This window comes from Amycolatopsis eburnea (genome assembly GCF_003937945.1).
GTDB classification, from domain to species: Bacteria; Actinomycetota; Actinomycetes; order Mycobacteriales; family Pseudonocardiaceae; genus Amycolatopsis; species Amycolatopsis eburnea.
In genome coordinates, this window is the sequence record NZ_RSEC01000061.1 from 381,906 (window position 1) to 405,918 (window position 24,013).

1 protein-coding gene and 1 pseudogene are annotated in these 24,013 nt (G+C 74.0%); both read left to right on the top strand.

Going from position 1 to position 24,013, the window contains the following annotated elements; all coding sequences use genetic code 11:
* Position 1: 1 nt before the first annotated feature.
* A pseudogene (locus EIY87_RS41165) lies at positions 2-20,041 on the top strand (non-ribosomal peptide synthase/polyketide synthase); the annotation flags it as partial.
* Entirely contained in the window at positions 20,038-24,012 is a 3,975-nt protein-coding gene (locus tag EIY87_RS41170; RefSeq protein WP_125315381.1) for a non-ribosomal peptide synthetase, read from the top strand. The pseudogene EIY87_RS41165 and the gene EIY87_RS41170, both read left to right, overlap by 4 nt.
* The last annotated feature ends 1 nt before the right edge of the window (position 24,013 follow it).

Genomic DNA, 24,013 nt, shown 5'->3' on the forward strand with positions numbered 1-24,013 from the left:
AGTGAACGAACTGGAGCTGATCACCGTGAACCACGACGCCCGGCAGCTGCTGGCGGCCTGGAACGACACCACGACCGACGTCCCGGAGGCGGGCCGCACGCTCACCCGGCTGCTCGCCGAGCAGGCGGCCCGCACCCCGGACGCGACGGCGCTGGTGTTCGAGGGCGAAACCCTCACCTACCGCGAACTCCACGACCGGGCCGCCCGGCTCGCGAGTCTCCTGGCCGACCGGGGCGTGGGGCCCGGCGTCCTCACCGGCGTCTGCGCCGACCGGTCCCTCGAGCTGGTGATCGCCCTGCTGGGGGTGCTCAAGGCCGGCGGCGCCTACGTCCCGCTCGACCCGGACTACCCGGCCGACCGCCTCGCCTACATGGTCGCCGACAGCGCCGCGCCGGTCGTGCTCACCCAGTCCCGCCACGAACACCTCTTCGCCGCCGAGACCATCCTCCTCGACGACGTCGACTGCGGCGCGGACCCGGTCACCGAGCCGGAGGTGTCCACAAAGGACCTCGCGTACGCCATCTACACCTCCGGCTCCACCGGCCGCCCCAAGGGTGTGCTGGTGCCGCACGAGGGCATCGTCAACCGGCTCGCCTGGACCCAGGCCCAGTACGGCCTCACCGCCGAAGACCGCGTGCTGCAGAAGACACCCTCGAGCTTCGACGTCTCGGTCTGGGAGTTCTTCTGGCCGCTGCTGACCGGCGCCACGCTGGTCCTCGCGCGGCCCGGCGGCCACCGCGATCCCGCCTACCTGGCCGGGGTGATCCGCGCCGAGCGGATCACGACCGTCCACTTCGTCCCGTCGATGCTGCAGGCCTTCCTGCTCGACCCCGCCGCCGCGACCTGCACCGGACTGCGCCGCGTGCTGTGCAGCGGCGAAGCCCTGCCCGCCGAACTGCAGGCCCGGTTCTTCGCCATCCTGCCCGGCGTCGAACTCCATAACCTATACGGCCCCACCGAAGCCTCGGTCGACGTCACGTATTGGGCGTGCAGCAAGGAAAACCCCACCGTCCCGATCGGACGTCCGGTGTGGAACACCCGCACCTACGTCCTCGACGCGCGGCTCCAGCCCGTCGCACCCGGGGAATCCGGCGAACTCTACCTCGCCGGCGTCCAGCTGGCCCGCGGCTACCACGGCCGGCCCGGCCTGACCGCCGAGCGGTTCGTGGCCAGCCCGTTCGAGCCGGGGGAGCGGCTGTACCGCACCGGTGACCTGGCCCGCTGGGACGAAACCGGGGCGCTGCACTACCTCGGCCGCACCGACCACCAGGTCAAGATCCGCGGCCTGCGCGTCGAGCTGGGCGAGATCGAGGCCGTCCTCGACCGCCAGCCCGGCGTCGGCGGCTCGTGCGTGCTGGCCCGCGAAGACCGCGAGGGCGACCAGCGCCTGGTCGGCTACCTCGTGCCGGACGGGGCCCCGGACCTCGACACCCTGCGTGCGGCCCTGGCGGAGAACCTGCCGGAGTACATGGTGCCGGCCGCGTTCGTCGTGCTCGACGACTTCCCGCTGACCCCGAGCGGCAAGCTCGACCGCAAGGCCCTGCCCGCCCCCGACTGGGCCGCCGCCCGCACCGGCCGCGCCCCGCGCACGCCGCGGGAAGCCGCGCTCTGCACCCTGTTCTCCGAGGTCCTCGGCGTCGACGGCGTCGGCATCGACGACGGCTTCCTCGCCCTCGGCGGCCACTCCCTCCTCGCCGCGAAGCTCGTCTCCGGCATCCGCGCCACCCTCGGCCTCGAAGCGGCCATCGGCGACGTCTTCCGCGCGCCGACCCCGGCCGGGCTGGCCGAACTCCTCGAAGACGCGGCCCCGGCCCGCGTGCCGCTGACCCCGCGGCCGCGGCCCGAGCCGATGCCGCTCTCGTTCGCCCAGCGCCGGCTGTGGTTCCTCGACCAGGCCGACACCCGGAACGCGAGCTACCACGTCCCGCAGGCCGTCCGCCTGACCGGCCCGGTCGACGCCGAGGTGCTGCGGCGGGCCGTCGGCGACGTCGTCGCCCGCCACGAAGCGCTCCGGACGGTCTTCACCCGCGACGGCGACGAGCCGGTGCAGCGCGTCCTGCCCGGCGGCGAAGTTCCGTGGACCTCCCAGGAGTCCACAGAGGACACTCTGGACCGGGACCTCACCGCGGCCACCGAGGCCGCCTTCGACCTCGCCCGCGAGCTGCCGATCCGCGCCACGCTGTTCACCCTGCCCGGCGACACCGCCGTGCTGCTGCTCGTCGTGCACCACATCGCCTGCGACGGCTGGTCGATGGCGCCGCTGCTGCGCCAGGTCGGCGAGGCCTACGCGGCCCGCCTCGCCGGAGACACTCCACAGTGGACGCCGTTGCCGGTCCAGTACGCGGACTACACGCTGTGGCAACGCGAACTGCCGGTCGACCGCGACCTCGCGTACTGGCGCGAAGCGCTCGCCGGTGCCCCCGAGGAACTGCCGCTGCCCACCGACCGGCCGCGCCCGGCGGTCGCGAGCCACCGCGGCGGCGTCGTCGCCATGGACGTGCCCGCCGAAGTCCACCGGAAGCTGACGGCGCTGGCCACGGACGCGGGCGCGACCCTGTTCATGGTGCTGCAGGCCGCGTTCGCCGCGCTGCTCACCCGGCTCGGTGCCGGGGAGGACGTCCCGGTCGGGTCGCCGGTCGCCGGCCGCACCGACGCCGCCCTCGACGACCTCGTCGGGTTCTTCGTCAACACCGTCGTCCTGCGCACCGCCACCGGCGGCGACCCGACGTTCCGCGAGCTGCTGGACCGGGCCCGCGAGACGTGCCTGGCCGCGTTCGAGCACTCCGAGGTGCCGTTCGAGCGGGTCGTCGAGGAGCTGAACCCGGCCCGCTCGCTCGGGCGCCACCCGCTGTTCCAGGTCCTGCTGGTGCTGCAGAACAACCTCGCGGCCGAACTGGACATCGACGGCACCCGCGCCACCGGCGAGCGCGTCGACATCGGCTACGCGAAGTTCGACCTGGCCGCGATCTTCGAGGAGCGCGACGGCGAGCTGACCGGCCTGCTGGAGTACGCGAGCGACCTGTTCGACCGCGAGACCGCCGCCGCGCTGGCCGGGCGCCTGCTGCGCGTCCTCGCCGCCGTCGCGGAGAATCCCGGTGTCCGGCTCGGCGACCTCGAACTCCTCGACACGGCCGAGCTGGCCCAGGCCACGACCGGCGGCATGCTCGCGCCCGCCGCACCGGCCGTCACGCTGCACGAGGTCATCGAGGGGCACGCCCGCCGCACGCCGGACGCGACCGCGTTGCTGTTCGAGGCCGAGGCCGTCACCTACGCCGAGCTGGACGCCCGCGCCAACGGCGTCGCCGCGCTGCTGACCGGCGTCCCGGCCGGGCGGATCGTCGCGATCTGCCTCGACCGCGGCCCGGACCTGGTCGCCGCCATCCTCGGCGTGCTCAAGGCGGGCTGCGGCTACACGCTGCTGGACCCGTCGTTTCCCGCCGAGCGGCGGCAGCTGCTGGCCGAGCAGGTCGACGCGCCCTTCGTGCTCGACGACCTGACCTCCGTCGAGCCGGCGGCGACCGCGCCGGACCGCGCGGTGTCCCCGGCCGGGCCCGCCTGCGTCATGTTCACCTCCGGGTCGACCGGCACCCCGAAGGGCGTCGTCGCCTCGCACGAAGCCGTCGCCACCACCGTCCTCGGCCAGGGCTACGGCGGGGACGTCTGGCTGCAGACCGCGCCGGTCTCGTGGGACGCCTTCGCGTTCGAGCTGTTCGGCGCCCTGTTCACCGGCGCCGCCTGCGTGCTGCAGCCGGGCCCGAAGCCCGAGCCCGCGCTCATCGCCGAGCTGGTCGCGCGCCACGGCGTCACCACGGCGTTCTTCTCCGCCAGCCTGTTCAACTTCCTCCTCGACGAGTACCCCGGCGTGTTCGAGCACCTCCGCGAGGTCTACACCGGCGGGGAGGCGGCGTCGGTCGCGCACCTCACGCGGGCCGTCGGGTCCTTCCCGGACGTGGCCTTCACCAACGCCTACGGCCCGGTCGAGAACATGATCTTCGTGACTTCCCACCGCGTCACGAGCGCCGACCTCACCGGCGCGCCGATCCCGATCGGCGTCCCGCTGCACGGCAAGCGCGCGTACGTGCTGGACGAGCGGCTGCGCCCGGTCGCGCCCGGCGTCGTCGGCGAGCTGTACGCGGCCGGCGGCGGGATCGCCGACGGTTACGCGGGCCGCCCGGACCTCACCGCCGTCCGCTTCCTCGCGAACCCCTTCGAGGCGGGGGAGCGGATGTACCGCACCGGTGACCTGGTGCGCCGCCGCGCCGACGGCGTCCTGGAGTACGTCGGGCGTGCCGATGACCAGGTCAAGATCCGCGGGTTCCGCGTCGAGCCGGGCGAGATCCGGACCGCGCTGGGCACCCACCCGGCCGTCACCGGGTCCGCCGTCGTCGTCCGCGAAGACCGGCCGGGGCAGAAGCTGCTGGTCGCCTACGTCGTCGGCGAGCCGGCCGACTTCCGCGCGTACCTGGCCGAGCGGCTGCCGGAGCACCTGGTGCCGTCGGCGTTCGTGCTGCTCGACGCCCTGCCGCTGACCGCCAACGGCAAGCTCGACCACCGCGCGCTGCCCGCGCCGGAGCGCACGAGCACGAGCCGCGCGCCGCGCACCCCGCGGGAAGAAGTCCTCTGTGGACTCTTCGCCGACGTGCTGGGCATCGCGGACGTCGGCGTCGACGACGGGTTCTTCGCCCTCGGCGGGCATTCCCTGCTCGCCGCCCGGCTGGTCGCGCGGATCGGCGCGGTGCTCGGCGCCCGGATCGGGGTGGCGGACGTCTTCCGCGCGCCGACCGTCGCCGCCCTCGCCGCGGTCCTCGACAGCGCTCGCGCCGCCCGCCCGGCCGTCGTCGCCCGCCCGCGGCCCGAGGTCCTGCCGCTGTCGTCGAACCAGCGCAGCCTGTGGTTCGTCGAGCAGCTCGACCAGGCCGGCGCGACCTACAACGTCCCCCGCGCGCTGCGGCTGATCGGTCCGCTCGAGGTGGCCGCGCTGCGCCAGGCGTTCGCCGACGTCGTCGAGCGCCACGAGGCCCTGCGGACGGTGTTCCCGGACGTCGACGGCGTCCCGCGTCAGGAGATCCGCCCGCTGACCGAGCTGCCGTGGACCGAAGAACCGGTCGACGTCGCCGAGTTCGCCGCTCGCGAGTTCGACCTCGCCACTGACCTCCCGATCCGCGCGGCCTTGTGGCGTGAAGGTGACGACCACGTCCTCGTCGTCGTCACCCACCACATCGCCAGCGACGGCTGGTCGTTCACCCCGCTGCTGCGCGATCTCTCCACCGCCTACGCCGCCCGTGTCGCGAATGAATGTCCGAACTGGACGCCGCTGCCGGTGCAGTACGCGGACTACGCGTTGTGGCAACAGGATTCGACCGGTGACTCGCTGGAACACTGGGCCGAAGCGCTCGCCGGGCTGCCCGACGAGATCAACCTGCCCTTCGACCACCCGCGCCCGCCGGTCGCCACGCACCGGGGCGCCACCCTGCCGGTGAACCTCGGCGCGGACCTGCACGCCCGGCTGCTGGAGCTGGCCCGCGGCGAGCACGCGACGCTGTTCATGGTGCTGCAGGCCGGGTTCGCCGCCCTCCTGTCCCGCCTCGGCGCCGGCGACGACGTCGCGATCGGCACCCCGTCCGCGGGCCGCCCGGACGCCGCGCTCGACGACCTCGTCGGGTTCTTCGTCCACACCCTCGTGCTGCGGACCGACCTCGGTGGCGACCCGAGCTTCACCGAGCTGGTGCACCGGGTCCGCGAGCGCGCGCTGACCGCGTTCGACCACGCCGACGTCCCGTTCGAACGGATCGTCGAGCGGCTCAACCCGGCCCGCTCGACCGCGCGGCACCCGCTGTTCCAGGTCATGCTCGCGCTGCAGAACAACGTGGCGGCCAACCTGGCGCTGCCCGGCGTGACCGCGGCGGACGTGCCGGTCGCCACGGCGACCGCGAAGTTCGACCTCACCCTGAACCTGGAGGAGAACACCGGCGCCGACGGGACCCCGGCGGGCATCGGCGGGTACCTGGAGTACGCCACCGACCTCCTGGAACCGGGCACCGCGGCCGACCTCGCGGACCGGTTCGCCCGCCTGCTGTCCGCGGCCGTCGCGGACCCCGCCGCACCGCTGTCCACAGTGGACCTGCTGGCCCCGGCGGAAGCGGCGGCGATCGACGCGGCCAACGCGGCGACGGCGATCCCGGTCCCGGACACCTCGGTGATCGAGCTGTTCGAAGCCCAGGCCGCGCGCACCCCGGACGCGCCCGCGCTGGAGTTCGGCGCGACGACGCTGACCTACGCCGAGCTGAACGCCCGCGCCAACCAGCTCGCCCGGCACCTGGCCGCACGCGGCGCCGGGCCCGAGCGGTACGTCGCCCTCTCGCTGCCGCGGGACGAGCAGCTGGTCATCGCCATGCTCGCGGTGCTCAAGACCGGCGCGGGCTACCTCGCGCTCGACCTCGACTACCCGGCCGACCGCATCGCGATGATGCTCGAGGACGCCGACCCGGCCCTCGTGCTGACCCCCGGCGAACTCGTCTTCGCCGGGGAAACCGGGAACCTCGGACACACCGCCTCGCCGGACAGCCCCGCGTACGTGATCTTCACGTCGGGCTCGACCGGCCGCCCCAAGGGCGTCGTCGTCCCGCGCCGCCCGCTGCTGAACTTCCTGCTGGACATGGTGGACCGGTTCGGCATCACCGCCGGGGACCGGCTGCTGGCCGTCACCACGGTCGGCTTCGACATCGCCGGCCTGGAGATCTTCGCGCCGCTGCTGGCCGGGGCGACCGTCGTCCTCGCGAGCCGCGACGACGTCCGCGACTCCCGGGCGCTGGCCGCGCTCGCGGAGGACCGCGTCACGCTTCTGCAGGCGACGCCGAGCCTGTTCCACGCGCTGCTCGCCGAGCCGGTCGACCTCTCCGGCGTGCACGTCCTCGTCGGTGGCGAAGCCCTGCCGGACGACCTCGCGGTCGCGCTGCGGGCCCGGGCCGCGTCGGTGACCAACATGTACGGGCCGACCGAGACCACGATCTGGTCCACCACCGCCCGCGTCGGCGAAGGCGCGCCGACCATCGGCACGCCGATCGCCAACACGCAGGTGTACGTGCTGGACCGGGCGCTGCGGCCGGTGCCGCCGGGTGTCCCGGGCGAGCTGTACCTCGCTGGCGACGGCGTCGTGCGCGGCTACCTCGGCCGCCCCGATCTGACCGCCGACCGCTTCGTCGCCAACCCCTTCGCCGACGGCGAGCGGATGTACCGCACCGGTGACCTGGTCGCCCGCCGCCGCGACGGCGAACTGCGCTTCCTCGGCCGCGTCGACCACCAGGTCAAGATCCGCGGCTTCCGGATCGAGCTGGGCGAGATCGAGGCCGTGCTGGCCACGCACCCGGCGGTCGCGCTGCGCGCCGTCGTCGTCCGCGAAGACCGGCCCGGCGACAAGCGCCTGGTCGCCTACGTCGTGCCCAGCGAGCCGGTCGAGGCCGAGGAGCTGCGCCGGCACCTGGCCGCCGCGCTGCCGGGGTACATGGTGCCCTCGGCGTTCGTGCTGCTCGACGAGCTGCCCCGGACCCCGAACGGCAAGCTCGACCGCAAGGCGCTGCCCGCGCCCGAGATCGAGTCCGGCGCGGGCCGGCTCCCGCGGACCGCGACCGAGCACGCGCTCTGCGAACTGTTCGGGGAAGTCCTCGGCGTCCCCGAGATGGGCATCGACGACGGCTTCTTCGACCTGGGCGGGCATTCGCTGCTCGCCACCCGGCTGACCGGGCGGATCCGCGCGGTGCTCGGCCTCGACGTCACCGTGCGGGCGCTGTTCGCGAACCCGACCGTGGCGGGGCTGTGCGAAACCCTCGGCGCGGCGGTCGAAGCGCGTCCGGCCGTGACGCGGCGCGAGCGGCCGGACCGCCTGCCGCTGGCCCCCGGCCAGGAGCGGCTGTGGTTCCTGGCCCGGATGGACCGCGAGGACACCGCCTACCACATGCCGATCGCGCTGCGGCTGCGCGGCGACGTCGACACCGGCGCGCTGGCGGCGGCACTGTCCGATGTGGCCGGCCGCCACGAATCCCTGCGCACGTACTACGCCGAGGACGAAGCCGGGCCGTACCAGGTGATCCTGGACTCGTTCGAGGTTCCGTTCGAGGTGGCGACCGGCTCGGTCGCCGAGGCCGCGCGGACGCCGTTCGACCTCGCCGCCGCACCGCCGGTGCGCTCGTGGCTGTTCGGCGAAGGCGACGAGCACGTCCTGCTCGTGCTGACCCACCACATCGCCGGCGACGGCTGGTCGATCCCGGTCCTGCTGCGCGACCTCGCCGAGGCGTACGCGGCCCGGCTTGACGGCAACGGTCCGAAGTGGACTCCGCTGCCGGTGCAGTACGCGGACTACACGCTGTGGCAACGGGAACTCGACACCGACCTCGCCTACTGGGCGGGCGCCCTCACCGGGCTGCCGGAGGAACTGGCGCTGCCCTACGACCGCGTCCGGCCCGCCACCGCCGACCACGCCGGCGGGTCCGCGCCCGTCGTGATCCCGCCCGCGCTGCACGCCCGGCTCCTGGAGCTGGCGGCCGGGCAGCGCGCGACGCTGTTCATGGTGCTGCAGGCCGCGCTCGCCACCCTGCTCGCGCGGTTCGGCGCCGGGGACGACATCCCGATCGGCACCCCGGTCGCCGGGCGCCCCGACCCGGTCCTCGACGACCTCGTCGGGTTCTTCGTCAACACCGTCGTGCTGCGCACCGACCTCAGCGGCGCCCCGGCGTTCACCGAGCTGCTGGACCGCGTCCGCGAAGCCGACCTGAGCGCGTTCGAGCACGACGACGTCCCCTTCGAGCGGCTCGTCGAAGAGCTGAACCCGGCCCGCTCGGCCGCCCGGCACCCGCTGTTCCAGGTGATGCTGGTGCTGCAGCAGGACGCCCCGGCCGTCGCACTGTCCGGAGTGGACACCGAGCCGTACGAGGTGGCCCGTGCGGTCGCCAAGTTCGACCTCACGGTCGCCTTGGAGGACCACGGCGACGGAGTCACCGGTGCTTTCGAATACGCGACGGCGTTGTTCGACGCGGCCACCGCCGAGCGCCTGGCGACGGCGTTCGTGCGGCTGCTGGAGCAGATCGCCGAGGCGCCTTCGACGTCCGTCGCGGACTTCGAGGTGCTCGCCGCCGAGGAGCGCGATCTCGTCTTGGCCGCGGGGAACGCCGTGCGGGTGAGCGACGCGCCGGTGGACTGCCTGCACACGATCGTCGAACGGCAGGACCCCGCCGCCGTCGCGATCCTGTTCGAGAGCGAGTCGCTGACCTACGGCGAGCTGAACGCCCGCGCCAACCAGGTCGCCCACCACCTCCTCGACGACGGCGTCCGGCGCGGCGAGGTGGTCGGCGTCCTGATGGAGCGCGGCTTCGAGTTCGCGGTCGCGGTGCTCGGCGTGCTCAAGTCCGGGGCCGCCTACACGCTCCTCGACCCGAGCTACCCGGCCGAGCGCCTGGCCGCGGTCACCGAGCAGGCAGGTGTCAAGCGGGTCCTCGACTCGTTGCCGAGCCACCCGGACACGGCGAACCCGGACGTCGAGCTGGCCCCGGCCGACCTGGCCTGCGTCATGTTCACCTCCGGCTCGACGGGCGTCCCCAAGGGCGTCGCGACTTCGCACCGCGGGGTCGTCGCCACGATGGGCCAGGGCTACGCCACGTTCGACGCCGATCAGGTGTGGCTGCAGTGCGCGCCGGTGTCGTGGGACGGCTTCGCGCTCCAGCTGTTCGGCGCGCTGCTCTACGGCGGCCGCACGGCCCTGCAGCCGGGCCAGAACCCGGAGCCGGAGCGGATCGCGGCGCTCGTCGCCGAGCACGGCGTGACCGTGCTGCACGCGTCCGCGAGCCTGTTCAACTACCTGCTGGACCAGGAGCCCCAGGTCTTCACCGTGCTGCGCCGCGCGATGACCGGCGGCGAGCCGGCGTCGGTCGAGCACGTCACGAAGGCGCTGCGCGAGTTCCCGGACGTCGAGCTGATCAACGGGTACGGCCCGGCCGAAAGCATGGGCTACACGACGTTCCACCCGATCACCGGGGCCGACCTCACCGGCACGGCGATCCCGATCGGGCGGCCGGTCGCGAGCAAGCGCGCCTACGTCCTCGACGCGCACCTGGCGCTGGCCGCGCCCGGCGTCACGGGTGAGCTGTATCTCGGCGGGCACGGCCTCGCCGACGGCTACCGCGGCCTGCCCGCGGCGACGGCCGAGCGGTTCGTGGCCTCGCCGTTCGTGCCGGGGGAGCGGATGTACCGCACCGGTGACCTCGTCCGCTGGCGCGCCGACGGCGTGCTGGAGTACGTCGGCCGCGCCGACGACCAGGTCAAGGTCCGCGGCTTCCGCGTCGAGCCCGGCGAGGTCCGGGCGGTGCTGGCCCGGCACGACGGCGTCGAGCAGGCCGCGGTCGTCGTCCGCGACGGGCGCCTGATCGGGTACGTCGTCGGCACCGCCGAACCGGCCGCGCTGCGGGCGTACCTGGCCGAGCGGCTGCCGGACTACCTGGTGCCGTCGGCGATCGTGCCGCTGGCCGAGCTGCCCCGGACGGCGAACGGCAAGCTCGACTGCCGCGCGCTGCCCGCCCCCGACTTCGCCGCGGGGTCCCGGCGCCGGCCGCGGACCGTCACCGAGAACGTCCTCTGTGGACTTTTTGCCGAGGTGCTCGGCCTCGACGAGGTCGGCCTGGACGACGGGTTCTTCGACCTGGGCGGGCACTCGCTGCTGGCCGCCCGGCTGATCGGCCGCGTCCGCGCGGTGCTCGGCGTCGAGCTGGGCATCCGCGACCTGTTCCGCACCCCGGCCGTTGCCGGGCTCGCCGAGGTCCTCGGCGACGCGGCTCCGGCGCGTCCGCCGGTGACGCGGCGCGAGCGGCCCGGGCGGCTGCCGCTGTCGTTCGCGCAGCAGCGGCTGTGGTTCGTCGACCAGGCCGAGGAGCCCAACGCGGGCTACGACGTCCCGCGTGCCCTGCGCCTGCGTGGCACCTTGGACGTTGCCGCACTGCGGGCGGCGCTGGCCGACGTCGTCGAGCGGCACGAGTCGCTGCGGACGGTGTTCCCTTCCCACGAAGGCGAACCGTGGCAGGAGATCCTGACCGCGCCTTCGGTGCCGTGGACGTTCACCCAGTCCACTGAGGACAGGTTGGACGACGTCCTCGCGGAGGCCGCCGCGCACGTCTTCGACCTGCGCACCGAGCTGCCGATCCGGGCACACCTGGTCTCGGTCGCCGCTGACGACCACGTGCTGCTGCTGGTGCTGCACCACATCGCGTCCGACGGCTGGTCCGCCGCGCCGCTGTGGCGCGACATGGCCACCGCCTACGCGGCCCGCGTCGACGGTGAGGCACCGGGCTGGGCGCCGCTGCCGGTGCAGTACGCGGACTACACCCTGTGGCAGCGCGAAGTCCTCGACGACGGCGAGATCGCCGGTCAGCTGGCGTTCTGGCGGGACACCCTCGCCGGGGCGCCGGAGGAGCTGGCCCTGCCCGCGGACCGGGTCCGCCCGGCCGTCGCGAGCCACCGGGGCGGCTCGGTGGAGTTCGCCCTCGACGCCAATGTCCACATGGGACTGGCCGAGCTGGCCCGCCACGGCGGCGCGACGCTGTTCATGGCGCTGCAGGCCGGGTTCGCGGCGCTGCTGTCGCGGCTCGGCGCGGGCGACGACGTCCCGCTCGGCACCGCGGTCGCCGGCCGCGGCGACACCGCGCTGGACGACCTCGCCGGGTTCTTCGTCAACACCCTCGTCCTGCGCACCGACGTCTCCGGGCAGCCGACGTTCCGGCAGCTCCTGGCTCGCGTCCGCGACGCCGGCCTGGCCGCGCTCGCGCACGCCGACGTCCCGTTCGAGCGGGTCGTCGAGGAGCTGAACCCGGCCCGTTCGGCGGCGCGGCACCCGCTGTTCCAGGTGATGCTGGTGCTGCAGAACAACACTACCGCGCGGCTGAGCCTGCCGGGGCTGGTCACCGAGGGCGTCGCGGTCCGCCGGGACGTCGCCAAGTTCGACCTGACCGCGGGCATCGAGGAGAACCACGCGGCCGACGGCAGCCCGGCCGGGCTGACCGGGCAGCTGGAGTACGCGGCCGACCTGTTCGACGCGGCCACCGCCGCCTCGATCGCGCGGTGGTTCGCCCGCTTCCTCACCGCCGCCGTCACCACGCCGGACGTGCCGGTGACCGAGCTGGACCTGCTCACCGGCGAGGAACGCGCCGCGCTGCTGGCCCAGGGCACGACCGCGGTCACCGCGCCGGCGCTGCGGCTGCACGAGCTGGTCGAGCGGCAGGCAGCCTGGGCCCCGGACGCGCCCGCGCTGGTCTTCGAGGGCTCGGCGCTGACCTACCGGCAGCTCGACACCGAGGCCAACCGGCTCGCCCGGCACCTGATCGCCGAGGGGGTCGGCCGGGGCGACCTGGTCGGCGTCCACATCGGACGCTCGCCGCGGCTGGCCGTCGCGCTACTGGCCGTGCTCAAGGTCGGGGCCGCCTACACCGTGCTGGACACCGACTTCCCGGAAGAACGGCTGGTCGGCGCGCTGCGCCGGACGTCGGCCGCGGTCGTGCTCACCGACGGCGGCGAGCTGCCGTGGCGGCGGATCGATGTCGTGGCGGACGCGGCCGCGATCGCCGTCCGCGACGGCGGCGTGCTTGGCCTGCCGGGGAGCCCGGACGACCTCGCCGTCGTCATGTTCACCTCCGGTTCGACCGGTGTGCCCAAGGCGGTCGCGGCCCCGCACCGCGCCGTCGTGGGCACGCTGACCGGCCAGGACTACGCCGGGTTCGGCCCGGACGACGTCTGGCTGCAGTGCGCGCCGGTGTCGTGGGACGCGTTCGGCACGCAGCTGCTCGGCCCGCTGCTGGCCGGCGGCACGGTCGTGCTCCAGCCCGGCCAGCGCCCCGAGCCCGCGCTGATCGAAGACCTGGTACTGGCGCACGGCGTCACGGTCCTGGACGTCTCGGCGAGCCTGTTCAACTTCCTGGTCGACGAGCACCCGGCGGTGTTCGGGACGGTCCGCCGCGCGCTGACCGGCGGCGAGGCGGCCTCGCCCGCCCACCTGGCGAAGGTCCTGCGCGAGTACCCGCACGTCGCCGTCGTCAACGGCTACGGCCCGGCCGAGACGATGGGCTTCAGCACGTTCCACGAGGTCACGGCGATCGACGGCCCGGTCCCGATCGGGCGGCCGCTGACCGGCAAGCACGCCTACGTCCTCGACGCCCGGCTGCGGCCGGTGCCCGCCGGGGTCGTCGGCGAGCTGTACCTGGCGGGCGTCGGCACCGCGCACGGCTACCTCGGGCAGCCCGGTGCGACGGCCGAGCGGTTCGTGGCGTCGCCGTTCCGGGCGGGGGAGCGGCTGTACCGCACCGGTGACCTCGCCCGGTGGACCGGCGACGGCGTGCTGGCCTACGCCGGCCGGGCGGACGACCAGGTCAAGATCCGCGGCTTCCGCGTCGAACCCGGCGAGGTGCAGGCCGTGCTGGCCGCGCACGAGGGTGTCACGCAGGCGGCGGTCGTGGTCCGGGACGGGGTGCTGGTCGCCTACGTCGTCGGCACCGCCGACCCGGCCGCGGTTTCGGAGTTCGCCGCCGCGCGGCTGCCGGAGTACCTGGTGCCGTCGGCGATCGTGCCGCTGGCCGAGCTGCCGCGGACCGCCAACGGCAAGCTGGACCGGGCCGCGCTGCCCGCGCCGCAGCAGACCGTCGCCGGGCACGTGGCGCCGCGGAACGCCGTGGAGACCGCGCTCGCCGCGATCTGGGCGAACGTCCTCGGCGTGCCGGAACCGGGGGTGACGGACAACTTCTTCGCCCTCGGCGGGCACTCGCTGCTGGCGGCCAAGGTGACCGGCCGGATGCGCACGGAGTTCGGCGTCCGGCTGGGGGTGCGGGCGCTGTTCGAAGCACCCACGATCGCGGCGCTGGCCCGGCTGGTGCCCGAAGCGTCCACTGTGGACTTCGAACCGATCCCGGTGCGCGCGGCGGCGGCCCGGACGCCGCTTTCGCCGGTGCAGCGGGGACTCTGGTTCGCCGAACGGCTCACCCCGGGCTCGGCGGAGTACCTCGTCCCGCTGGCCCTGCGGATCGGTGGCGACCTCGACGTCGAGGCGCTGGCGGGCGCGCTGTCCGCGGTGGTGGCGCGGCACGAGGTGCTGCGGAGCCGGTTCGTGGAAGTCGACGGCGAGCCCGCGCAGGTCGTGGACCCGGTCCGGCCGGTCCCGCTGCCGGTCACGGACGTGGCCGACGTCGAGGCCTTCGTGCGGTCGCAAGTGGACACCCCGCTCGACCTCGAGCACGGGCCCGTCTTCCGCGCCGCGCTGGGCCGGGTGTCGGACACCGACCACGTGCTCGTCCTGCTGCTGCACCACATCGTCGCCGACGGGTGGTCGATGGGCGTGCTGGCCTCGGAACTGCGGGACCACTACGCCGGGATCCGGCCCGCCGCCCTGCCCGTGCAGTTCGGCGACGTCGCCGCGTGGCAGGCCGCGGCGTCCGATGAAGCCGGGCTCGCGTTCTGGCGGCAGGCGCTCGACGGCATGCCGCACGTCGCCGAGCTGCCCGCCGACCGGCCGCGCCCGCTCACCCGCGACATCGCCGGGGCCAAGGTCCCGGTGCGCGTCCCGGCACCCGTGGTGAGCCGGCTGGCCACGCTGGGGGCCGAGCACGGCGCCAGCCTGTTCATGACCGTCCTGGCCGCCTTCGAGGTCCTGATCAGCCGCTACACCGCGATGCGGGACTTCGCGATCGGCACCCCGGTGTCCGGCCGCAGCCACCCGCAGACCGAGCCGCTCATCGGGCACTTCGTCAACACCGTGCCGCTGCGCGCGGACCTGACCGGCGACCCGGCGTTCACCGAACTCCTGCGAAGGGTCCGCACGAGCACCCTCGCCGCGTTCGACCACGACGACGTCCCGTTCGACCGGATCGTCGAGCTGCTGCGCCCGCAGCGCGACCTCACCCGCACCCCGCTGGTGCAGATCGTGTTCGCGCTGCAGAACAACGAGGAGGCGGGCTGGGCGCTGCCGGAGCTGGCCGTCGAGAAGCTCGCCGTCGACACGCGGGTGAGCAAGTTCGACCTCGAACTCGCGCTCGCCCAGGACGCCGATGGCGCCCTGACCGGCATCTTCGAGTACCCGACCGCGCTGTTCGACACCACCACCATCGAGCGGCTCGCCGGCCACTTCACGACGTTGCTGGCCCGCATCGCCGAAGCGCCGGGCACCCCGGTCGGCGAGCTGGACCTGCTCACCGAGGCCGAGCGGGACCACCTCGTCCACGGCGTCAACGACACGGACGTCGCCTACGACGAGACCGTCTGCCTGCACCACCTGATCACCGAGCAGGCCCGCCGGACCCCGGACGCGGTCGCCGTCGAATACCTCGACGAGAGCATCGGCTACGCCGAGCTGGAACGCCGGGCGGGAGTCCTCGCCGCACGGCTGGCCGCGCACGGCGTGGGCCCGGACGTCCCGGTGGGCTTGCGGATGGACCGCTCGATCGACCTGATCGTCGGCCTGGTCGCGATCCTCAAGGCGGGCGGCGCGTTCGTCCCGATCGAGACCGACGCGCCCGAACCGCGGGTGCTCGGCATCCTCGGCGACGCGCACTCGCCGGTCTGCCTGATCAACGAAGGCGCACCCGCCCCGCGGAGCACCGACGTCACGTTCCTCGAAGTGTCCGGTTTGGACGGTGCGGCACCGGAGCTGCCGGACACCACGCACCCGGACAACCTGGTGTCGATCTACTACACCTCGGGCTCCACCGGGAAACCGAAGGGCGTCGCCAGCACCCACCGCGGCTGGGTCAACCGGCTGCGCTGGCACCAGGACACCTACCGGCTCCGGCCGGGCGAGGCCGTCCTGCAGAAGACGACCCTCGTCTTCGACGACGCCGCGGTCGAATGCCTGTGGCCGCTCATCGTCGGCGGCCGGGTCGCGCTGATCCCGCCGGGCCTGCACCGCGACCCGGCCGCGATCCTCGAGGGCGCCGTCAAGCACCGCGTGGTCAACCTGCAGTTCGTGCCGAGCATGCTGACGCTGTTCCTGGAGCAGCTGACCCCGGCCGACCGCGCCGCGCTCAAGCCGCTGCGCAACGTCATCACCAGTGGCGAGGCGCTCCAGCCGGAACTGCTCAAGCTGTTCTTCGACCGCTTGGGCGAGCACGCGACCCTGCACAACCAGTGGGGTGCCACCGAGGTCTCGATCGACTCGACCATGCGCGCCTGCCTCCGGTCCGATGTGGACGGTGCGGGCTCGGTGAGCGTCGGCTCGCCGATCGCCAACAACCGGATCCACGTTCTCGACGAGCACCTGCGGCCGGTCCCGGTCGGCGTCCCCGGCGACCTGTTCATCGGCGGCGTCGGCCTGGCCCGCGGCTACCTCGGCGACCCGGTCAAGACGGCGTCGGCGTTCCTCGCCAGCCCGTTCGTGCCCGGCGAGCGGCTCTACCGCACCGGCGACCGCGGCCTGCGCACCCCCGACGGCGCGCTGACCTTCCTCGGCCGCCAGGACTCGCAGGTCAAGATCCGCGGCATCCGCGTCGAGCCCGGCGAGGTCGAGCAGGTCCTCCTGGAGCTGCCCGGCGTCCGCGAAGCCGCGGTCACGGTCTGGCAGCCGGTGCCGGGCGACAAGCGGCTCGCCGGGTACGTCACCCCGCAGGCCGGCGTCACGCTCACCGAGGCCGGGATCCGCGAGCAGCTGCGCGAGCGGCTGCCGGTGTACCTCGTCCCGACGGCGCTGAGCGTGCTGCCCGAGTTCCCGACGACGACCAGCGGCAAGATCGACCGCAAGGCGCTGCCCGCACCGGCCGCCGCCGGTGCCGAGTACCGCGCTCCGGAAGGCCCGGTCGCGGAACTGGTCGCCGAAGTGCTGCAGCACGTCCTCGGCGTCGAGCGCGTGGGTGCCGACGACAACTTCTTCGACCTGGGTGGGCACTCCCTGCTGGGCGTCCGGGTGGTCGCCGAGCTGCGCAAGCGGCTCTCGGCGGACATCCCGATCCGGCTGATCTTCGACTCGCCCACGGTCGCGGAACTCGCCGACGCCGTCGCCCGCGCCACCAAGCGCGAGTTCGAGGCCATCCCGAAGCGGCCCGACGGCCCGGCGCCGCTGGCCGGGGTCCAGGTCGGCATGTGGCTGGCCGACCGGATGGCGCCGTCGAGCGCGGAGTACCTGGTGCCGAACGCGGTCCGCCTGCGCGGTCCGCTGGACGTCGACGCGCTCGCCGCCGCGCTGACGAAGCTGGTCGAGCGGCACGAGATCCTGCGGACCCGGTTCGTCGAGATCGACGGCGAGCCGAAGCAGGTCGTCGACCCCGTCGGGCCGGTGCCGCTGCCGGTCAGCGAGATCGACGAGATCGAGCCGTTCCTGGCGGTGCGGGGCATCGACCTCGCCACCGGGCCGGTGTTCGCCGCGGCCCTCGGGCGGCTCGCCGACGACGACCACGTGCTGGTCCTCTCGGCGCACCACATCGTGCTCGACGGCTGGTCCGAAGGCATCCTCGCCGACGAGCTGCGTGACCTCTACGCGGGCGCAGACCTGCCGCCGCTGCCGGTGCAGTACGCCGACGTCGCGGCCTGGTCCCAGCCGAGCGACGCGGACGTCGAGTTCTGGCGGACGCAGCTGGCCGGCGTGCCGCAGGTGGTGCAGCTGCCGACGGACCGCCCGCGGCCGCCGGTGCGCGACCCGCGGGGCGCGCGGTACGAGTTCACCGTGCCCGCGGAGCTGGCCGCCCGGCTCGGCGAAGTCGGCGCGGAAGCCCGCGCCAGCCTGTTCATGACGTTGCTGGCCGGGTTCCAGGTGCTCGTGTCCCGGCACACCGGGCTGCGCGAGTTCGCGATCGGCAGCCCGGTCGCCGGCCGGGACCACCCGGACACCGAGCGGCTGATCGGCCAGTTCGTCAACACCCTGGCGTTGCGGGCCGACCTGACCGGCTCGCCCGGCTTCACCGAACTCCTCGGACGGGTCCGCGAGACGGCGCTGAACTCCTTCAGCCACCAGGAAGTCCCGATCGACCGGGTCGTGGCCGAGCTGCGGCCCGACCGCGACCCGAGCCGGAACCCCCTGGTGCAGCTGATGTTCGCGCTGCAGACGGTGTCCGTGGGTGGCTGGGAGTTCGCCGGGCTCGACTGCGAGCCCCTCGGCGTCGAGACCGGCGCGGCCAAGTTCGACCTCGCCATGGTGCTGCGCGAGCAGGTCTCCGGCGAAGTGGGCGGCGTCCTCGAATACCCGGTGGCGCTGTTCGACGAGGACACGGTCGCCGCGTTCGCGCAGCGGTACCTGCGCCTGCTGGCCGGGTTCGCCGCCGACCCGGCGCGGCCGGTCGACCGCGTCCCGATGCTCGACGCGGCCGAGGTCGCGCCCTTGCCCGGCGGCGCCCCGGGCGGCACGTTCGCCGGGCTCGTCGAAGCGCAGGCACGGCGGACACCGGACGCCCCGGCCGTCGTGGCCGGGCCGGATTCGCTCACCTACGCCGAGCTGGACGCGGCGGCCAACCGCGTGGCGCGGGTCCTGCGGGAGCGCGGGGCCGCGCCGGAAACGGTGGTCGCGCTGCTGCTGCCGCGCTCGGCCGACCTGGTCGTGGCACAGCTCGCGGTGGTCAAGACCGGGGCGGCGTTCCTGCCGATCGACCCGGGCTACCCGGCAGAGCGCGTCCAGTACATGATCGACGACGCCGATCCGGTGCTCACGCTGCGGGAGCTGCCGGAGTCCACAGAGGACGATGGACCGCTCGGCGTCGAAGTGAAACCGGAGAACGCGGCGTACGTGATCTACACGTCGGGTTCGACGGGACGGCCGAAGGGGGTCGTCGTCAGCCACGCCGGCCTCGGCACCCTGGTGGCCAACACCATCGACGCCTACCGGGTCGGCCCGGGCGACCGGGTGCTGCAGTACGTGTCCCCGAGCTTCGACGCGTCGATCCTCGAGCTGTGCGCGTCCCTGATGACCGGCGCCGCCCTGGTCGTCACCCCGCCCGGCCCGCTGCTGGGTGACCAGCTGCGGGACGTCCTCGCCGAGGGCCGCGTGACGCACGCGCTGATCCCGCCCGCGGCGCTGGCCACCGTCGAGGACGCGGACCTGCCGGACTTCCGGACGGTCGTGGTCGGCGGCGACGTCTGCCCGCCCGACCTGGTCGCGAAGTGGGCGCCGGGCCGCCGGATGCTCAACATGTACGGCCCGACCGAAGCCACGGTCGTCTCGACGGTGTCCGAACCACTCGTGGTGGGCGCCCCGGTGACCATCGGCCAGGCCCTGCGGCACACGCGGGCGTACGTCCTGGACGACCGGCTCCAGCCGGTGCCGCCCGGTGTGGCGGGGGAGCTGTACGTCGCGAGCCCGGGCCTCGCCCGCGGCTACCTCGGCCGGCCGGGGCTGACGGCGAGCCGGTTCGTGGCGAACCCGGCGGGCGGGCGGATGTACCGCACCGGCGACCTCGTCCGCCGCACCCGCGCCGGGGACCTGGAGTTCCTCGGCCGGACCGACGACCAGGTCAAGATCCGCGGCTTCCGCATCGAACTCGGCGAAGTCGAGTCCGCGCTGCGGGCCCACCCGGCGCTCACGGCGGCGGTCGTGCTGGCCAAGCCGGACCCGGCCGGCCAGAAACGGCTGGTCGCCTACGTGACCGGCGACGTCACGGCCGCCGAGTTGCGGAAGTTCCTCGGGCATCGGCTGCCGGAGCACCTGGTGCCGAGCGCGTTCGTCGTGCTCGACGAGCTGCCGGTCAACGCCAGCGGCAAGCTCGACCGGGCCGCGCTGCCCGAACCGGCCGAGGAGACGGCGGACTACGTCGCCCCGGGCAGCCCCGAGGAGCAGCTGATCGCCGACATCTGGAGCGAGGTGCTCGGCGTGCCCCGCGTCGGGCTCGGCGACGACTTCTTCGCCCTCGGCGGGCATTCCGTGCTCGCCGCCAAGGTCCGGATGCGGCTGCAGGCCGCGTTCGGGGTGGACCTCTCCCTGCCCGTGCTGTTCCAGACCACCACGGTCGCCGCGCTCGCCGCCGTGGTCCACACCGAGATCGAGGCCGAGCTCGCCGGCATGTCCGAGCAGGAGCTCCTCGACTCCCTCACCGAGGAGGCCAGCGCATGACCACGTTCGACATCCGCCCGGAGGCGGACGCCGACCGCGCCGCCCGGCTGCGGGCCGCGGTGCTCGCGAAACGGCTGCGCGGCCGGGCCGCCACGCCGGCGAGGGCGTTCGGCCGGGCCGACCGCGGCGCCCCGCTGCCGCTCTCGGCCGGGCAGCAGCGCCTGTGGTTCCTCGACCGGCTCGACCCGGACAGCGCCGAGTACGCCGTGCCGCTCCTGCTCCGGCTGGAGGGCGCGCTCGACGTCGACGCGCTCCGGCGGTCGCTCGACGCCCTGGTGGCGCGGCACGAGATCCTGCGCACGACGTACACCGCGGAGGACAACCGGCTGCGCCAGGTGATCGGGGCTCCGGCCCCGGTCGAGCTGCCGGTCGTCGAGGGCGACCTGGACGCGATCCTCGCCGACTACGTCGGCCGTCCGTTCGACCTCGCCACCGGGCCGGTGTTCCGGGCGCTGCTCGTCCGCGAGGCACCGGACCGGCACGTGCTCGCGTTGAACGTCCACCACATCGCCTGCGACGGCTGGTCGCTGCCGATCCTGATGGACGACCTCCGCAAGCTCTACACCGGCGCGGAGCTGCCGCCGGTCGAACTGTCCTATGCGGACTTCGCGGCCTGGGAACAGTCGCGAGTGGACGCCCACGCGGCCGACCTCGCGTACTGGAAGGAGCGGCTCGCCGGGCTGGAAACCCTGGAGCTGCCCGCCGACCGGCCGCGCCCGGCCCAGCGCGACCACCACGGCGCGTCGGTCCGGTTCACCATTCCCGCGGCCGCCGCCTCCGCCGTGATCGACCAGGGGAAGAGCACGGGCGCGACACCGTTCATGACCCTGCTGGCCGCCGCGTACGTCGTGCTGGGGCGGCACACCGGGCGTACGGACATCGCCGTCGGCACCCCGGTCGCCGGGCGCGGGCGGGCCGAGCTGGAGCACATGGTCGGGTTCTTCGTGAACACCGTCGTCGCCCGCGGCGACCTCTCCGGCGACCCGGACTTCGCCGAACTGGCCGACCGCGTCCGCGTGGCGCGGCTGGCCGACCAGGCGCACGAGGACCTGCCGTTCGAGCGGCTGGTCAAGGAGCTGGCGCCGGAGCGCGACCTCGCGCACACGCCGGTCGTGCAGGTCATGTTCGCCGTCTACGACTCCTCGACCGGCTCGCCGGACCTGGGCGAGCTGAAGGTGTCGCCGGTGGACCTCCCGTCGACGACGGCGAAGTTCGACCTGATGATCTCCTTCGTCCGCCAGGCCGACGGTTCCGTGGCAGGCGTGCTGGAGTACGCGACCGCGTTGTTCGACGAGGTCCGGATGACGCGGATGGGCGAGCACTTCGTCCGGCTGTTCACCGAACTCGCCGAGAAGCCCGGCGTCCGGCTGTCCGAAGTGGACATCCTCGGCGCGGGCGAGCGCGAGCTGCTGCTCCGGACGTGGAACGACACCGCCGAGCCCTACCTGCGCGGGACCGTGCACGGCCGGATCGCCGCGCAGGCCGCGTCCACACCGGACGCTGTCGCGGTCCGCTGTGGACAGACCGAGCTGACCTACGCCGAGCTGGAGGACCGCGCCACCCGGCTGGCCCAGCGGCTGCGCGCCCACGGCGTCGGCGTCGAAACCCCGGTCGGCGTGCTCTGCGAACGCGGCCCGCTGCTGCTCCCGGTGCTGCTGGCCATCCTCAAGACCGGCGGCCATTACATCCCCCTGGATCCGGCGTACCCGCAGGACCGCAAGGAGTACATGCTCCGCCAGGCCGGCGCCCGCGTTCTCGTCACCACCCGCCGCTTCGCCGGGGAAGACCTGGGGGAGGTCAAGCTCCTGGCCGACGAGCCGGTCGCCGACGACCCCGTGCCGTGGCAGGACCCGGTCGTCGACCCGGAAAACCTCGCGTACGTCATCTACACCTCCGGCTCCACCGGCCGCCCCAAGGGCGTGATGATCAGCCACCGCGGCGTGCTGCACTACCTCGACTGGTGTCGCCAGGCCTACCGCGCCGACGAGGGCGACGGCGCCCCGGTGCACTCGTCGCTGGCCTTCGACCTCACCGTCACCGGGCTGTTCCTGCCGCTGCTGTGCGGCACGACGGTGACCCTGGTGCCGGAGGACGAGCACCCGGTGGCCGGGCTCGCCGACGTCCTGTCCAGTGGCCGGAAGTTCAGCTTCGTCAAACTGACCCCGGCTCACCTCGAACCGCTGCGCCGGTGCCTCGCGCCGGAAGCGGCCGGAGCCGCCGCGCACCTGGTCGTCGGCGGCGAGCAGCTCACCGCGGAAGCGCTGGAGTTCTGGCGCGAGAACGCCCCCGAAGTCGGCGTGGCCAACGAATACGGCCACACCGAGACGTCCGTGGCCAACGTGATCAACCTGCTGCCCGCCGCCGAGTGCGTGACCACGCCGATCTCGGTCGGACGGCCGATCTGGAACACCGAGGTCTACCTCCTCGACGAGCACCTGCGGCCGGTCCCGGTCGGCGTCACCGGCGAGCTGTACGCCGGCGGCGCCGGAGTGGCCCGCGGGTTCGCCGGCAACCCGGGCCTCACGGCGGCCAAGTACGTGGCCAACCCGTTCGGCCCCGGCCGCCTCTACCGCAGCGGCGACCTGGCCCGGTACCTGCCGGACGGGCGCCTCGAGTTCGTCGGCCGCACCGACCACCAGGTCAAGGTCCGCGGCTACCGCATCGAGCTGGGCGAGATCGAGGCCGCGCTGGTCGGCGGCCCCGGCGTCACCGAGGCGGTCGCGGTGGTCCGCGACGGCGCCCTCGCCGGGTACGTCGCGCCGTCCACTGTGGACGCCGACGCGCTGCGAGCGCACCTGGCCGAGCGGCTGCCGGAGTACATGGTCCCGGCCACGCTGACCACTTTGGACACGCTGCCGCTGACGTCCAACGGCAAGATCGACCGCGTCGCCCTGCCCGCTCCGGAAGCCGCACCGGTGTCGACGTCCGGGGTGCTCCCGCGCGACGAGCTGGAAATGGCGCTGGCCAAGCTGTGGGAGGACCTGCTCGGCCGCCGCGTCGGCGTCACCGACGGCTTCTTCGACGTCGGCGGCCACTCGCTGCTGGCCGTCGTGCTGGTCGACCGGATCAAGGCCGAGCTGGGCGCGACCGTCGGCCTGGCCGAGGTGTTCCGCGCGCCGACGGTCCGGGCGCTGGCCGATTCGATCCGGGCCGGGGACCACGGCGGGGGACTGGTCGTGCCCCTCTCACCCGGCCGCGCCGGGGTCGCGCCGCTGTTCCTGCTGCCGCCGACCGCCGGGAGCCCGTTCCCGTACCTGCAGCTCGTGGCCGAACTGGACCCCGCGCTGCCGGTGTTCGGCCTGCAGGCACCCGGTTTCGCGCCCGGCGAGGACCCGGTCCACACCATCGAGGAGCTGGCCGCCGCGTTCGTGGCGGACCTGCTGCCCGTGGTGGGGGACCGGCCGATCCGGCTCGCGGGCTGGTCGCAGGGCGGTTCGGTGGCGTTCGAAATGGCCGCCCAGCTGGAAAGAGCGGGCCGGCCCGTCGAGCACCTGTGCGTCATCGACGCGACCGTCCTCGGCGTGGACGACTACGGCAACCCGCTGCCCGAAGTGGACACCAGCGATCCGCTGGCCTGGTTCGGCGAAGCCGTGCTGAAGCTGGCCCCGGGCGCTGTCGACACGCTCGACGAGATGCTCGCCGAAGCCCGTGACCGCGGCATGGTGAGCGAAGTCGCGGGCAACGCCGTCGTCGAGCAGATGGCGCGGGTCTACCTGGCGGGCAAGGACGCCGTCGAGGCCTACCGCTGCCGCGCGGTCGTCGACACCGGGATCCACCTCATCACCTCCACCGGCACCCACCCGGTGAAGGGCCGCCCGGAGGTGCGGCCGGAGAGCTGGCGCGCCCGCACGCGCGGCGAGCTCACGGTGACGCCGGTTTCGGGCCACCACTGGGACATGGTCGAACCGCCGCACGTGGCGGAGCTGGCCCGCGCCGTGCTGGCCGGGCTCGCCGTGACCGCCGACGAGTGAA